At 70.6% G+C, this 13,756-nt stretch carries 14 protein-coding genes; 7 read left to right on the top strand and 7 right to left on the bottom strand.

The window, feature by feature from the left end:
• Window positions 1–8: 8 nt before the first annotated feature.
• A complete protein-coding gene (locus tag PV682_RS26295; RefSeq protein ID WP_319734016.1) occupies window positions 9–1,538 on the bottom strand; it encodes a S8 family serine peptidase in 1,530 nt (509 codons plus the stop codon).
• A 321-nt stretch (window positions 1,539–1,859) separates the two neighbouring features.
• Between PV682_RS26295 and PV682_RS26290 the strand changes: the two genes are divergently transcribed.
• The 3 genes from PV682_RS26290 to moaA all read left to right on the top strand — a co-directional run bounded on the left by PV682_RS26290 (window position 1,860) and on the right by moaA (window position 4,987).
• Window positions 1,860–2,216: a DUF485 domain-containing protein gene (locus tag PV682_RS26290; RefSeq protein ID WP_010355616.1), complete on the top strand. Its 357-nt coding sequence runs from the start codon at window positions 1,860–1,862 to the stop codon at window positions 2,214–2,216.
• Complete coding sequence (locus tag PV682_RS26285) at window positions 2,213–3,835, top strand: solute symporter family protein (protein ID WP_319734013.1); 1,623 nt, start codon at window positions 2,213–2,215, stop codon at window positions 3,833–3,835. Before PV682_RS26290 ends, PV682_RS26285 begins: the two co-directional genes overlap by 4 nt.
• 162 nt (window positions 3,836–3,997) lie before the next feature.
• Window positions 3,998–4,987 (top strand): GTP 3',8-cyclase MoaA, encoded by a 990-nt coding sequence (gene moaA, locus PV682_RS26280; protein WP_319734012.1) that lies wholly within the window; start codon window positions 3,998–4,000, stop codon window positions 4,985–4,987.
• 57 nt (window positions 4,988–5,044) lie between these two features.
• On the opposite strand, the gene PV682_RS26275 is transcribed toward moaA, so the two are convergent.
• Window positions 5,045–5,263: a hypothetical protein gene (locus PV682_RS26275; protein ID WP_319734010.1), complete on the bottom strand. Its 219-nt coding sequence runs from the start codon at window positions 5,261–5,263 to the stop codon at window positions 5,045–5,047.
• 203 nt (window positions 5,264–5,466) lie between these two features.
• Entirely contained in the window at window positions 5,467–5,850 is a 384-nt protein-coding gene (locus tag PV682_RS26270; RefSeq protein ID WP_319734009.1) for a DUF3099 domain-containing protein, read from the bottom strand.
• A gap of 222 nt (window positions 5,851–6,072) precedes the next feature.
• Between PV682_RS26270 and PV682_RS26265 the strand changes: the two genes are divergently transcribed.
• Complete coding sequence (locus PV682_RS26265) at window positions 6,073–6,351, top strand: GlsB/YeaQ/YmgE family stress response membrane protein (RefSeq protein WP_319734007.1); 279 nt, start codon at window positions 6,073–6,075, stop codon at window positions 6,349–6,351.
• A 130-nt stretch (window positions 6,352–6,481) separates the two neighbouring features.
• On the opposite strand, the gene tyrS is transcribed toward PV682_RS26265, so the two are convergent.
• From tyrS to PV682_RS26250, 3 genes are all read right to left on the bottom strand, one after another.
• Window positions 6,482–7,750, bottom strand: coding sequence for a tyrosine--tRNA ligase (gene tyrS, locus PV682_RS26260; protein ID WP_319734005.1), 1,269 nt, complete (start codon window positions 7,748–7,750; stop codon window positions 6,482–6,484).
• Between the two features lie 69 nt (window positions 7,751–7,819).
• Window positions 7,820–9,214, bottom strand: a complete 1,395-nt coding sequence (locus PV682_RS26255; protein ID WP_319734003.1) for a metallopeptidase TldD-related protein — start codon at window positions 9,212–9,214, stop codon at window positions 7,820–7,822.
• Window positions 9,211–10,734 (bottom strand): TldD/PmbA family protein, encoded by a 1,524-nt coding sequence (locus PV682_RS26250; RefSeq protein WP_319734001.1) that lies wholly within the window; start codon window positions 10,732–10,734, stop codon window positions 9,211–9,213. The genes PV682_RS26255 and PV682_RS26250 overlap by 4 nt, the downstream gene beginning before the upstream one ends.
• A gap of 258 nt (window positions 10,735–10,992) precedes the next feature.
• On the opposite strand from PV682_RS26250, the gene fabG reads away from it, so the two are divergent.
• From fabG to PV682_RS26235, 3 genes are all read left to right on the top strand, one after another.
• Window positions 10,993–11,712, top strand: a complete 720-nt coding sequence (gene fabG, locus PV682_RS26245) for a 3-oxoacyl-[acyl-carrier-protein] reductase (RefSeq protein ID WP_319733999.1) — start codon at window positions 10,993–10,995, stop codon at window positions 11,710–11,712.
• Window positions 11,713–11,717: 5 nt separating this feature from the next.
• Window positions 11,718–12,485 carry an enoyl-ACP reductase FabI gene (gene fabI / locus PV682_RS26240; protein WP_055722719.1) on the top strand — a complete coding sequence of 256 codons (768 nt, stop codon included), beginning with the start codon at window positions 11,718–11,720 and terminating at the stop codon, window positions 12,483–12,485.
• Between the two features lie 212 nt (window positions 12,486–12,697).
• Window positions 12,698–13,042, top strand: a complete 345-nt coding sequence (locus PV682_RS26235; RefSeq protein ID WP_319733996.1) for a hypothetical protein — start codon at window positions 12,698–12,700, stop codon at window positions 13,040–13,042.
• Here PV682_RS26235 and PV682_RS26230 read toward each other — a convergent pair.
• Entirely contained in the window at window positions 13,023–13,712 is a 690-nt protein-coding gene (locus PV682_RS26230) for a FadR/GntR family transcriptional regulator (protein WP_319733994.1), read from the bottom strand. The genes PV682_RS26235 and PV682_RS26230 overlap by 20 nt on opposite strands.
• Window positions 13,713–13,756 lie beyond the last annotated feature (44 nt).

The raw sequence follows: 13,756 nt of genomic DNA, 5'->3' as shown, positions 1-13,756 counted from the left end.
GGGCGGGGCTACTTCTTGACGGCCTTCAGGGCGTTGACGACGCCGGAGCCGTAGAAGCCGTTGTAGTACTTGCCGCCGACGCAGGTCGCGTCGACGATGCCGTCGCCGTTGCCGTCGTACGGCTCGGTCGGGCAGGACTGCTTGTCGGCCTGGATCTTCAACAGGGCCGTGAGCTGGGCCGGGGACGCCCACGGGTGGGTGGACTTCAGGAGCGCGGCGACGCCCGCGGCGTGCGGCGCGGCCATCGACGTGCCCTGGAGGTAGCCGTACGTGTTGCCCGGCAGCGTCGAGAGGATGCGGCCGTTCTGGGACGGGGTGTCCGGGATCTGGTACCGGTCGCCGCCGGGCGCCGCGACGTCGACCTGGCCGTAGCCGTACGTCGAGTAGTACGACTTGGTGGACTTGACGCCGGTCGCGCTGACCGTGACCAGGCCCGGGAGCTGCGCCGGGACGTCGAAGCACCGGTGCGGGTCGATCGTGCGGGTCACCGGCGTCGTGTCGTTCGGGCTGGTGGTGTCCTCGATCGCGTCGGAGTCGAGGTCGTGGTTGGAGTTCCCGGCGGAGGCGATGCTCAGGGTGCCCTTGCGCTGGGCGTACGACTGGGCCCGGTTCACCGCGTCGACGACGGCCTTCTGGTCGGGGTCGTCGAGGCAGTTGTAGAGGTACGGGTCGACGTAGTAGCTGTTGTTCGTGATCTCCACGCCGTGGTCGGCGGCGAAGACGAACGCGCAGACGACGGCCTCGGGGTAGAAGAACTGGCCCGGGCCCTGCGAGACGCGGATCCCGGAGACCTTGACGCCCGGCGCGACCCCGGCGACGCCGATGCCGTTGCGGGCGGCGGCGATCTCACCGGCGACGTGCGTGCCGTGGTAGTGGCTGGGGTCGGCCGGCCGCCAGGCGCCCGGCGTGGTGTCGGCGACCCCGCCGACGCAGCTCGCGGACTGCGCGGGGGAGAAGTTGGGGGCGAGGTCGGGGTGCGTGTCGTCGACGCCCGTGTCGATGACGGCGACGGTGACCTTCTTGCTGCCGGGGTTGATCTCGGCGGCCTTGTCCGCGCCGATCGCGCGCAGGTCCCACTGGTCGGCCTCCATCGGCTCCTGACCGGCGGTGGCGTCGGCGGCGAGCTGTGCGGCCTGGGCCCGCGTCAGCTTCTGGACCGCGCCCTCGTCGGTCGTGCCGGCCGGCGTGAGCGGCGCCGTACGCGTCGCGCCCGCGGACTGCACGCCCCGGGCCTCGCGTATCTCGGCGGCGAACACCGGGTTGGCGGAGTGCGCGACGATCACGCCGATCTTCTCGTACGCGATCACGACGGTCCCTCCCGCCGCCGTGACCGCCTTCTTCACCGACGCGATCGTGCGGTGGTCCACCTTCGTGTTGACGACGTACGTCAGCGTCCCGGCCTCGGCGGCGACGGAAGCGCCGGCCGGTGCGACGGGCGCCGCGGAAGCCGCCGTCGGCAGGAAGCCGAGGGACGCGGTGAGCGACAGCACGAGGGGGGCCGCGAGGGCGAGACGGCGTCTGGAAGGCAGATGAGCCATGGGGTCTCCACATCATCCGGGTACGGCGAGGCACCGGGCGCGAGGTTCGCGACCGGGCAGGTACATGACCAGTGGTACGTCCCGAAGCTATCCGCCCGACCGGTGCGCGGCAATGACTTCCGGAGATCGCGTTCCGGATTCCGGGCACCCCGAATCCCCCGAACGTCAACTTTCGAAACAACCCGAACGAGTTGAACCGGCCTCAACGCGGCGCCGTGACCTTGGGCAGGAAGCCCGAGGCCGATCGAGCTTCCGTCGTATGCCTGTACATATATGCCTGTACGTCCGTTAGATCCGACCTTCGCAACGCGAGGAGACTCCGTGGCCACCGAGACACCGCCCCCTTCGAAGATCCCAGCCCAGCGCCCCTCGGCCGAGGAGTTCGAAGCGGTCCAGGAGAGCGCGGAATTCGGTGAACTGCGCCGCTCCTACCGCTCGTTCGCCTTCCCGCTGACGGTCGGCTTCATCGCCTGGTACCTGCTGTACGTCCTGCTCTCCAACTACGCGGGCGATTTCATGGGCACCACCGTCGTCGGCAACATCAACGTCGCCCTCGTCCTCGGCCTCGCCCAGTTCCTCACCACGTTCCTCATCGCCTGGTGGTACGCGCGCACCGCCGCCGCCAAGTTCGACCCCAAGGCCGAGGCCATCAAGACCCGTATGGAGAACGCCGAATGAGCGCCCTGACCACTCTTGCGGCCACTGGCGCGGCGAGCGAGCACCGCACGCTGATCATCAGCCTGTTCTCGGTGTTCGTCGCCGCCACCCTGGTCATCACCGTCTGGGCGGGCCGGCAGACCAAGAACGCCTCCGACTTCTACGCGGGCGGACGCCAGTTCACCGGCTTCCAGAACGGCCTCGCCGTCGCCGGCGACTACATGTCCGCCGCCTCCTTCCTCGGCATCGCGGGCGCCATCGCCCTGTTCGGATACGACGGTTTCCTCTACTCCATCGGCTTCCTGGTCGCCTGGCTCGTCGCCCTCCTGCTGGTCGCCGAACCCCTGCGCAACTCCGGCCGCTACACGATGGGCGACGTCCTCGCCTACCGGATGCGCCAGCGCCCGGTCCGCACGGCCGCCGGTACCTCCACCATCGTCGTGTCGATCTTCTACCTGCTCGCGCAGATGGCCGGTGCGGGCGTCCTCGTCTCGCTGCTCCTCGGCATCACCAGCGACGCCGGGAAGATCGCCATCGTCGCGCTGGTCGGCGTCCTGATGATCGTCTACGTCACCATCGGCGGCATGAAGGGCACCACCTGGGTCCAGATGGTCAAGGCCGTCCTCCTCATGGCGGGCGCCCTGCTGCTGACCTTCCTCGTGATGCTCAAGTTCGACTTCAACATCTCCGACCTGCTCGGCACCGCCGCCGACAACAGCGGCAAGGGCGCCGCCTTCCTGGAGCCGGGCCTCAAGTACGGCCTCACCGGCACCACCAAGCTCGACTTCATCTCGCTGGGCATCGCCCTGGTGCTCGGCACCGCCGGGCTCCCGCACATCCTGATCCGCTTCTACACGGTGCCCACCGCGCAGGCCGCCCGGAAGTCCGTCCTGTGGGCCATCGGCCTCATCGGCGCCTTCTATCTGATGACCCTCGCCCTCGGCTTCGGCGCCGCGGCCCTGATCAGCAACGCCGAGATCACCGCGTCCAACAAGGCGGGCAACACGGCCGCGCCACTCCTCGCCCTCCATCTGGGCGGCGTCGACTCCAACTGGGGCGCCATTTTGCTCGCGTCGATCTCCGCCGTCGCCTTCGCGACGATCCTCGCGGTGGTCGCCGGCCTCACCCTGGCGTCCTCGTCGTCCTTCGCGCACGACATCTACGCCAACGTCATCAAGAAGGGCAAGGCCAGCGAGAAGGACGAGATCCGCGCCGCCCGCTGGGCCACCGTCGGTATCGGCGCGGTATCGATCCTGCTGGGCGCCCTCGCCCGTGACCTGAACGTCGCGGGCCTCGTCGCCCTCGCCTTCGCGGTCGCCGCCTCCGCCAACCTGCCGACCATCCTCTACAGCCTCTTCTGGAAGCGCTTCACGACCACGGGCGCCCTCTGGTCGATCTACGGCGGCCTCGTCAGCGCCGTCGGCCTGGTGCTGTTCTCGCCGGTCGTCTCCGGCAAGGCCACGTCGATGTTCCCGGACGTCGACTTCCACTGGTTCCCGCTGGAGAACCCCGGCATCATCTCGATCCCGGTCGGCTTCCTCCTCGGCATCGTCGGCACCTACCTCTCGAAGGAGGAGCCCGACGCGAAGAAGTACGCCGAGCTGGAGGTCCGCTCCCTCACGGGCACCGGCGCGCACTGACGCCACCGCCCGTGACCCGAAGGGCCGTGCCGCACCCCCTCCGGCGGCGCGGCCCTTCGTACGTCCGGGGCCGCGGGCACTCGATCATTGTCAGTGGTGTCACGTAGGCTCGCGGGTAACGGAAAGGCAATTCCGGGACAGACGGCGGGGGAGGGGACCAGGATGCTCATCGACACCTACGGCCGCAAGGCGACCGACCTCAGGATCTCCCTGACGGACCGCTGCAACCTGCGGTGCACGTACTGCATGCCCGAAGAGGGCCTGCAATGGCTCGCGAAACCCGACCTCCTCACGGACGACGAGATCGTCCGCCTCGTCGGCGTCGCCGTGCGCCTCCTCGGCATCGAGGAGGTCCGCTTCACCGGCGGCGAACCCCTCCTGCGCCCCGGCCTCGTCGGCATCGTCGAGCGCGTCGCCGCCCTCGCCCCGCGCCCCCAGATGTCCCTCACGACCAACGGCATCGGGCTGCGGCGCACCGCCACCGCCCTCAAGGCGGCCGGCCTCGACCGGGTCAACGTCTCGCTGGACACCCTCCGCCCCGACGTCTTCAAGACCCTCACCCGCCGCGACCGCCACCAGGACGTCCTGGCCGGCCTGACCGCCGCGAGCGAGGCGGGCCTCACCCCCGTCAAGGTCAACGCCGTCCTGATGCCGGGCTTCAACGAGGACGAGGCCCCCGACCTCCTCGCCTGGGCCATCGAGCACGCCTACGAACTCCGCTTCATCGAGCAGATGCCGCTGGACGCGCAGCACGGCTGGAAGCGCGACGGCATGGTCACCGCGGGCGACATCCTCACGTCCCTGCGCACCCGCTTCGACCTCACCCCCGAGACCCAGGGCGAACGGGGCTCGGCCCCCGCCGAACGCTGGCTGGTGGACGGCGGCCCCTACAAGGTCGGCGTCATCGCCTCGGTCACCCGCCCCTTCTGCGCCGCCTGCGACCGCACCCGCCTCACCGCCGACGGCCAGATCCGCACCTGCCTGTTCGCCCGCGAGGAGACCGACCTGCGCGCGGCCCTGCGCGAGGGCGCGTCCGACGAGGAACTGGCGAGGATCTGGCGCGTCGCGATGTACGGGAAGAAGGCGGGCGCGGGGCTGGACGACCCCTCGTTCGTGCAGCCGGAGCGGCCGATGTCGGCGATCGGCGGCTGACCCCAAGGTCGACGCCAAAGCCAACGCCAGGGACGCCAGAGCCGACGCCAGGGCTGGTCAGGCTCCGTCGGGAGCTTCCCAGTCCTCGAACTTGACGATGTCCTTCAGGAACCCCCGCACCCCCAGGAACTGCGACAGATGCTCGCGGTGCTCCTCGCACGCGAGCCACGTCTTGCGCCGCTCCGGCGTATGGATCTTCGGGTTGTTCCAGGCCAGCACCCACACAGCGGCGTCGCGGCAGCCCTTGGCGGAGCAGATGGGGGTTTCGTCAGTCACAGCGCCGTCTCACAGACCCGTACAAAAGGCGACGCCGAGCAGCCACGGGGGGAGCTGCCCGGCGTCGGTCCGTCGCTCCGACGGGGGATGCGGAGCGCCTAGGAAGTATGTCACGGCAAGGCGCTCGCACGGGACCGGAACAACATGATTGATCTGAGCTTTTCTTGAGCCTTGTCCACACCCGACGGACAGTGCGTTCACTGTTACCGACCGGTAGTGCCCGGCCTCGCGTCACCCGCGGAAGACGGCGCCGGCGATTCCGGTGCACGCTCCGCAACGCGCGGCCCCGCCAGCCGCGCCCGCCCCGGCGAGGGCACGAACGTCGACGGCAGCCCCGGCGCGTTCTCCCGCCCCGCGTTCGCGATCACGACCGCGATGTACGGCAGCAGGATCCCGAGGGCCAGCGCGACCATCGCGACATGCCGCTCCACGTTCCACAACAGCGCCGCGAGCACCACCGACACCGTCCGCACGGACATCGAGATGATGTACCGCCGCTGCCTCTGCCGCACGTCGTCCGCCAGGCCCTGCCGTGCCCCGGTGATCCGGAACACCTGGCCGTTCCCCGCGGCACCCTGCTTCCGCATCACATTCCACCGTCCGCCCGACTGCGACTCCCCCCGGGCACGGAACCGGCCCCGGGCCCTGCCCACGTTACGCCGCGCCTGCGCAGCCTTCGAGCCCGGGGCGCCTCCCGGCCGGGCGATCCTCCTGCGCCCAGCCGTGTACGCCCGCCTCGACATGCGGCGTAGCGCGACCGGACCGACACTGGGGGCACTGCTCACGTCGATCCGTACAAGGAGGCAGCCATGGGCTGGTTGTGGGCGATCATCGTAGGGTTCGTGCTGGGCCTGCTCGCGAAGGCGATCATCCCGGGCAAGCAGCACAGCCCTCTCTGGCTGACCACCATCTTCGGCATCCTCGGCGCGATCGTCGGCAACGCCCTCGCCCGGGCCGTCGGCATCGACGCGACCCGCGGCATCGACTGGGGCCGCCACGCGTTCCAGCTGATCGCGGCGGTCGTGATCGTCTTCCTGGGCGACATGGCGTACTCGGCGACGCTGGGCAGGAACAAGCAGCGCACGTGAACTGAGAACGCAGGGGGCCGCTGACGCCCCAAGGGGCGCGGGGCTGTGTCGATTTGCGGCTACCGCCGCGTGGGCGCAACCAGCCACAACGAACCGGCAGCCGCAAAGCTCTCCGCGCCCCGAACGGCGTCTAGGCGCTCGTCACTTCCACAGCGGCAAGACTCTTCTTCCCTCGCCGCAGCACGAGCCACCGCCCATGCAGCAGATCCTCCTTGGCCGGCACCGCGTCTTCGGAAGTGACCTTCACGTTGTTCACGTAGGCCCCGCCTTCCTTGACGGCCCGCCGCGCAGCGGACTTGCTGGCGACCAGCCCGACCTCCGCGAACAGGTCCACGACGAGCCCGAGTTCGGCGACCTTGACGTGCGGCAGCTCGGAGAGCGACGCGGCCAGGGTCTTGTCGTCCAGCTCCGTCAGCTCGCCCTGCCCGAACAACGCCTTGGACGCGGCGACCGCGGCCTCCATCTGGTCCGCGCCGTGCACCAGCGTCGTCAGCTCCTCGGCGAGCGCCCGCTGAGCGGCCCGCGCCTGCGGACGCTCCTCGGTCTGCCGCTCCAGCTCCTCGATCTCCTCACGGGAACGGAAGCTGAAGATGCGCAGGAACTTGGAGACGTCCCGGTCGTCCGCGTTCAGCCAGAACTGGTAGAACGCGTACGGCGTCGTCATCTCCGCGTCGAGCCAGACCGTCCCGGACTCGGTCTTGCCGAACTTCGTGCCGTCCGCCTTGGTGATCAGCGGCGTCCCCAGCGCGTGCACCTCGGCCTGCGGCTCGACCCGGTGGATCAGGTCCGTGCCCGACGTGAGGTTGCCCCACTGGTCGCTGCCGCCGGTCTGGAGCGTGCAGCCGTAGCGGCGGTACAGCTCCAGGAAGTCCATGCCCTGGAGGATCTGGTAGCTGAACTCCGTGTAGCTGATGCCCGCGTCGGAGTTGAGCCGCCGGGAGACGGCCTCCTTGGCGATCATCTTGTTGACCCGGAAGTACTTGCCGACGTCCCGCAGGAACTCGATGGCCGACATGCCCTGGGTCCAGTCCAGGTTGTTGACCATCCGCGCGGCGTGGGGCCCCTCGAAGTCGAGGAACCGCTCGATCTGCCCGCGCAGCCGCTCCACCCAGCCGGCCACGACCTCCGGCGCGTTCAGCGTGCGCTCCGCCGTCGGCTTCGGGTCGCCGATCAGGCCCGTCGCCCCGCCGACCAGGCCGAGCGGACGGTTGCCCGCCTGCTGGATCCGCCGCATCGTCAGGATCTGCACGAGGTTGCCGAGGTGCAGGCTGGGCGCGGTCGGGTCGAAGCCGCAATAGAACGTGACGGGACCGTCCGCGAACGCCTTGCGCAATGCGTCCTCGTCAGTGGAGAGGGCGACCAGCCCGCGCCACTTCAGCTCGTCGACGATGTCCGTCACGGTTCTCTTGTCTCCTAGATCACACAGATGAAGATCACGCAGGCGGCCGACCGGCCACCGCCTACGAGGTTATACGCCCTGACTGACAGAGCTCATATTGAAATCCGGCACCCGCAGCGCCGGCATCGCCGCCCGCGTGAACCAGTCGCTCCACTCCCGCGGCAGCGTCTTCTCCGTACGCCCCGCCTCGACGGCCCGCCCCAGCAGGTCGACCGGCGACTCGTTGAACCGGAAGTTGTTGACCTCCCCGACGACCTCGCCGTCCTCGACGAGGTACACGCCGTCCCGGGTGAGCCCGGTGAGCAGCAGCGTCGCCGGGTCGACCTCGCGGATGTACCAGAGGCACGTCAGCAGCAGCCCCCGCCCGGTCGCCGCGACCATCTCGTCCAGGGTCTGCGAGCCACCGCCGTCGAGGATGAGGTTGTCCCCGCCGGGAGCGACCGGCAGCCCGGTGAGCGCGGCGCTGTGCCGGGTGGTGACCAGGTTCTTCAGCTCGCCGTTCCCGACCCACTCGGTCGCCCGCACGGGCAGCCCGTTGTCGAAGACGGACGTGTCGCCGCCGGAGGAGTGCGCGATGACGAACGGCGCGGATTCGAGCCCCGGCTCGTGCGGGTCGCTGCGCAGCGACAGCGGCAGCTCGGTCAGCCGCTCACCGAGCCGCGTACCGCCGCCCGGCTTCGAGAACACCGTCCGCCCCTCGGTCGCGTCCCGCCCCGACTGCGACCACATCTGGTAGATCAGCAGGTCGGCGACGGCGGTCGGCGGCAGCAGCGTCTCGTACCGCCCGGCGGGCAGCTCGATACGCCGCTGGGCCCAGCCCAGGCGTACGGCCAGCTCCGCGTCGAGCGCGGCCGGGTCGACGTCCTTGAAGTCCCGCGTGGAGCGCCCGGCCCACGCGGAGCGCGTACGGTCGGGCGACTTGGCGTTCAGCTCCAGCGTGCCGTTGGGCTGGTCGTGCCGGAGCCTGAGCCCCGTCGAGGTGCCGAGGTAGGTGGAGACCAGCTCGTGGTGGGCGAACCCGTACAGTTCGCGCCCGCCCGCCCGCGCGCGGGCGAACGCCTCGCCCAGCGCGGGCGCGAAGTCCGCGAACACGGCGGACGACGTCTCGGCGGGCGCCTCCGTGAACTCCGGCGAGAGCGGCGTGCCCGACACCAGCGGCTGCGCGTCCTCGGCGGGCCCGGCGGCGCGCGCCGCGTCCTCGGCGGCCCGGACGAGGGACTCCAGCTCGTCGCTCGTGACGGCGGCCCGCGTCACCACGCCCGACGCGGTGCCCTCCGCGCCGTCCACGGTCGCGATGACGGTCAGCGTCCGCCCGCGCGTGACGCCGTTCGTCGTCAGGGCGTTGCCCGCCCAGCGCAGGTTCGCCGACGACTGCTCGTCCGCGACGACGACACACCCGTCCGCACGGGACAGCTCCAGGGCCCGCTCGACGATCTCGTGCGGCTTGCTGACGGCGGCACTCATCGCCCGGCCTCCTGAGTGGTGTTCAAAATGTTGACGCCCTTGAAGAGCGCGGACGGACAGCCGTGCGACACCGCCGCGACCTGCCCGGGCTGGGCCTTGCCGCAGTTGAAGGCGCCGCCGAGCACGTACGTCTGGGGCCCGCCGACCGCCGTCATCGACCCCCAGAAGTCCGTGGTCGTCGCCTGGTACGCGACGTCCCGCAGCTGGCCGGCGAGGCGGCCGTTCTCGATGCGGAAGAAGCGCTGGCCGGTGAACTGGAAGTTGTAGCGCTGCATGTCGATGGACCAGGAGCGGTCGCCGACGACGTAGATGCCGCGCTCGACGCCCCCGATGAGGTCCTCCGTGGACATGCCGGCCGGGTCGGGGGCCAGCGACACGTTCGCCATGCGCTGGACGGGGACATGGCCCGGCGAGTCCGCGTACGCGCACCCGTTGGACCGCCCGAGCCCCGTCAGCTTCGCGATGCGCCGGTCGAGCTGGTACCCGACGAGCGTGCCCTTGCGGACCAGGTCCCAGGACTGGCCCGCGACACCCTCGTCGTCGTACCCGATCGTCGCGAGCCCGTGCTCGGCCGTGCGGTCGCCGGTGACGTTCATCAGCTCGGAGCCGTACCGCAACTTGCCGAGCTGGTCGAAGGTCGCGAAGGAGGTCCCGGCGTACGCGGCCTCGTAGCCGAGCGCGCGGTCGAGTTCGGTGGCGTGGCCGATGGACTCGTGGATCGTCAGCCACAGGTTGGAGGGGTCGACGACGAGGTCGTACAGGCCCGCCTCGACGCTCGGCGCGCGCATCTTCTCCGCGAGGAGCGAGGGCATCTCGGCGAGTTCGGCGTCCCAGTCCCAGCCGGTGCCGGTGAGGTACTCCCAGCCCCGGCCGGCCGGCGGGGCGAGGGTGCGCATCGAGTCGAACTCGCCGCTGGACTCGTCGACGGAGACGGCCGTGAGCTGCGGGTGCAGCCGGACGCGCTGCTGCGTCGTCACCGTGCCCGCCGTGTCCGCGTAGAACTTGTTCTCGTGGACGGTCAGCAGCGAGGCGTCGACGTGGTCGACCCCGTCCGCCGCGAGCAGCCGTCCGCTCCACTCCCCGAGCAGCCCCGTCTTCTCCTCGTCCGGCACGGAGAACGGGTCGGTCTCGTACGCCGACACCCACGTCTTCTCGGCGTGCACGGGCTCGGCCGCCAGCTCCACCCGCTCATCGGACCCGGCGGCCCGGATGACCTGCGCGGACAGCTTGGCCATGGCGACGGCCTGCGAGGCGACCTTCGCGGCGGCGTCCATGCTCAGATCCACGCCGGAGGCGAACCCCCACGTCCCGCCGTGCACGACCCGCACGGCATACCCGAGATCCGTGGAGTCCGACGACCCCGCCGGCCGCCCGTCCCTCAGCCGCCACGCCGCACTGCGCACCCGCTCGAACCGGAAGTCGGCGTGCTCGGCCCCCAACGCCCGCGCCCGCGCGAGCGCGGCATCCGCGAGGGCCCGTAGCGGGAGGGCCAGAAACGATGGATCGATCTCATGGGGCACGGGTGGGATCCCTTCGGGGCGCTCGCCTGTGATGACCGTCGCAGGCAGTGAATCATGTCCCACCACGCCCGTTCCCCCGAAATCCCGCCCCTGTCCGGACCCCGGCGCCGACTGTAGGAACCCCACAGCCAGGTTCATGACCCACTGTCGGTGCCCGAATGTCCGCGAAAGGGGGTGGGCGGATAGGTTTTCGGGGAAGCCGCCTGTCGGTCCAACGGCCGGGCGGATGTGTCAGACCCCTATCGAAAGGGTGATCCGTTGAGCCGCTCGGTTCTCGTCACCGGAGGCAACCGGGGCATCGGCCTCGCCATCGCCCGCGCATTCGCCGACGCCGGCGACAAGGTCGCGATCACGTACCGCTCGGGTGAGCCTCCGGAGGCCCTCACCAAACTGGGCTGCCTCGCGGTCAAGTGCGACATCACCGACCCCGAGCAGGTCGAGCAGGCGTACAAGGAGATCGAGGAGCAGCACGGCAACGTCGAGGTGCTCGTCGCCAACGCCGGCATCACCAAGGACCAGCTCCTGATGCGCATGTCCGAGGACGACTTCACGTCGGTCGTCGACACGAACCTCACGGGCACCTTCCGGGTCGTCAAGCGCGCCAACCGCGGCATGCTGCGCGCCAAGAAGGGCCGCGTCGTCCTGATCTCCTCGGTCGTCGGCATGTACGGCGGCCCCGGCCAGGCCAACTACGCCGCCTCCAAGGCCGGCCTCGTCGGCTTCGCCCGCTCCCTCGCCCGCGAGCTGGGCTCCCGCAACCTCACCTTCAACGTCGTGGCCCCCGGTTTCGTCGACACCGACATGACCAAGGTCCTCACCGACGAGCAGCGCGCCGCCATCGTGTCCCAGGTGCCGCTCGGCCGGTACGCGCAGCCGGAGGAGATCGCCGCGACGGTGCGGTTCCTCGCCTCCGACGAAGCCTCGTACATCACTGGAGCCGTCATCCCCGTTGACGGCGGACTGGGAATGGGTCACTGATCACCATGAGCGGAATCCTCGACGGCAAGCGCGTCCTGATCACCGGCGTGCTGATGGAGTCCTCCATCGCCTTCCACGCCGCGAAGCTGGCCCAGGAGCAGGGCGCCGAGATCATCCTCACGGCGTTCCCGCGCCCGACGCTCACCGAGCGCATCGCGAAGAAGCTGCCCAAGCCCACCAAGGTCATCGAGCTGGACGTCACCAACGACGAGCACCTGGGCCGGCTGGCCGACGTCGTCGGCGAGGAGCTCGGCGGCCTCGACGGCGTCGTCCACTCCATCGGCTTCGCGCCGCAGGACGCGCTCGGCGGAAACTTCCTCAACACGCCGTTCGAGTCCGTGGCCACCGCCATGCACGTCTCGGCGTACTCCCTCAAGTCGCTCACCATGGCCTGCCTGCCGCTGATGCAGAGCGGCGGCTCCGTCGTCGGCCTCACCTTCGACGCGCAGTACGCCTGGCCGCAGTACGACTGGATGGGCCCCGCCAAGGCCGCCCTCGAAGCGACCAGCCGCTACATCGCCCGCGACCTCGGCAAGCAGAACATCCGCTGCAACCTCATCTCCGCCGGCCCGATCGGCTCCATGGCCGCGAAGTCGATCCCCGGCTTCAGCGACCTGGCCGCCGTCTGGGACCACCGCTCCCCGCTGGAGTGGGACCTCAAGGACCCCGAGCCGGCCGGCAAGGGCATCGTCGCGCTGCTCAGCGACTGGTTCCCGAAGACGACGGGCGAGATCATCCACGTGGACGGCGGGCTGCACGCGATCGGTGCGTGACGCTGCCGCTGAGGCCGGGCGTGGACTGAGGCCGGGCTTCGCCCCTGGCCGGTGCCCGCTCGGCTCCGGTTTCACCGAGGGTCCGTCTCCGGGAGCTGTCTCCCGGGTGCGGGCCCTCACCCGTTCGGCCCTCCAGACCGGGCCCCCGCGGCGGTCGAGGGACAGGCTGGAGGCACGCCTGTAGGAGTACGTCTCTCCCAGGAGGTTCCCTTGTGCGCCTGTCCCGCAGCGTCACCCCTGCGATAGCCGCCGTCGCCCTGCTGCTCTGCCTGCCGTACGAAGCGCTGCCCCGCGCGCGCGAGCCTGAACGGGAGCCGTCCGCGCAGCCGTTCGGCGCCGAGTGCCGTACCGGCGTGGAGGGTTCCCGCGCCGTCGCCTGGTGCCACAACCCCTACCCCGACACGGACCGCGTCCGCCTGCACGTGGAGTGCGCGCGCTGGTGGGACATCGACACGGACACGGCCGCCGTCGACGCGGGCCCGGCCAGGACCGTACGGCTGACCGGCCGGTGCTGGAAGGAGATCCGTACGGTGTGGGTCAGCCACCAGCGGGGGTGACCGTCCCGAACCGGCACCCGAACGCGTGCCCCGCCGCCTCCGCCGCCGCCCCCTGCGCGTCCCCCGCGCGGATCGCCTCGATCAGCCGCGCGTGTTCCACGTACGACCCCGGCGACAGCTCCGGGCCCACGTCGTCGCGCAGGAAGTCCCGCAGCACCTCGCCGAGATCGGCGTACAGCGCGGTCATCGCGTCGTTGTGGGACGCCGCCACCACCGCCAGGTGCAGCGTCGCGTCCGCCGCCACGAACGCCTCCCGCTCCCCGGACGCCCATGCCTCCTCCCGCCGCGCCAGCAGCGCGTCCAGCTGACGCAGGTCCTTGTCCGTACGGCGCTCCGCGGCCAGCCGCGCCGCGCTGGACTCCAGGGCCGCGCGCAGCTCGGCGATGTGCCGGGGGTCGGCGCCGGCGAAGCGGCGCTGCATGACGCCGGCGAGTTCGCTCGTCGCGGCGACGTACGTCCCCGAACCCTGCCGGATGTCGAGCAGGCCGTTGTGCGCGAGCGCGCGGACCGCCTCGCGGACGGTGTTGCGGGCCACGCCCAGCTGCTCGACCAGCTCGGGTTCGGTGGGGATACGGGAGCCGACGGCCCACTCGCCGGAGGTGATCTGCTGGCGCAGCGCCGCGATGACCTGTTCGGAGAGGGCGGAGCGGTGGGGGTGCGTCAGGGCCATGGGACACCTTCGCACGGGAGGGGCGGGGTGGACGAGGTGGCCCG

Origin of the sequence: Streptomyces niveiscabiei (assembly GCF_033794345.1) — a bacterium.
In the GTDB taxonomy this organism is placed as follows: Bacteria; Actinomycetota; Actinomycetes; order Streptomycetales; family Streptomycetaceae; genus Streptomyces; species Streptomyces niveiscabiei.
This window is presented reverse-complemented; position numbering and strand designations above follow the sequence as displayed.

Bases quoted from the DNA above. Each gene is read 5' to 3' on its own strand.
- PV682_RS26265 (WP_319734007.1), top strand. From the start codon at position 6,073: ATGGGCTGGTTGTGGGCGATCATCGTAGGGTTCGTGCTGGGCCTGCTC.
- PV682_RS26295 (WP_319734016.1), bottom strand. From the start codon at position 1,538: ATGGCTCATCTGCCTTCCAGACGCCGTCTCGCCCTCGCGGCCCCCCTC.
- fabI (WP_055722719.1), top strand. From the start codon at position 11,718: ATGAGCGGAATCCTCGACGGCAAGCGCGTCCTGATCACCGGCGTGCTG.
- PV682_RS26285 (WP_319734013.1), top strand. From the start codon at position 2,213: ATGAGCGCCCTGACCACTCTTGCGGCCACTGGCGCGGCGAGCGAGCAC.
- PV682_RS26230 (WP_319733994.1), bottom strand. From the start codon at position 13,712: ATGGCCCTGACGCACCCCCACCGCTCCGCCCTCTCCGAACAGGTCATC.
- PV682_RS26270 (WP_319734009.1), bottom strand. From the start codon at position 5,850: ATGCGGAAGCAGGGTGCCGCGGGGAACGGCCAGGTGTTCCGGATCACC.
- PV682_RS26255 (WP_319734003.1), bottom strand. From the start codon at position 9,214: ATGAGTGCCGCCGTCAGCAAGCCGCACGAGATCGTCGAGCGGGCCCTG.
- moaA (WP_319734012.1), top strand. From the start codon at position 3,998: ATGCTCATCGACACCTACGGCCGCAAGGCGACCGACCTCAGGATCTCC.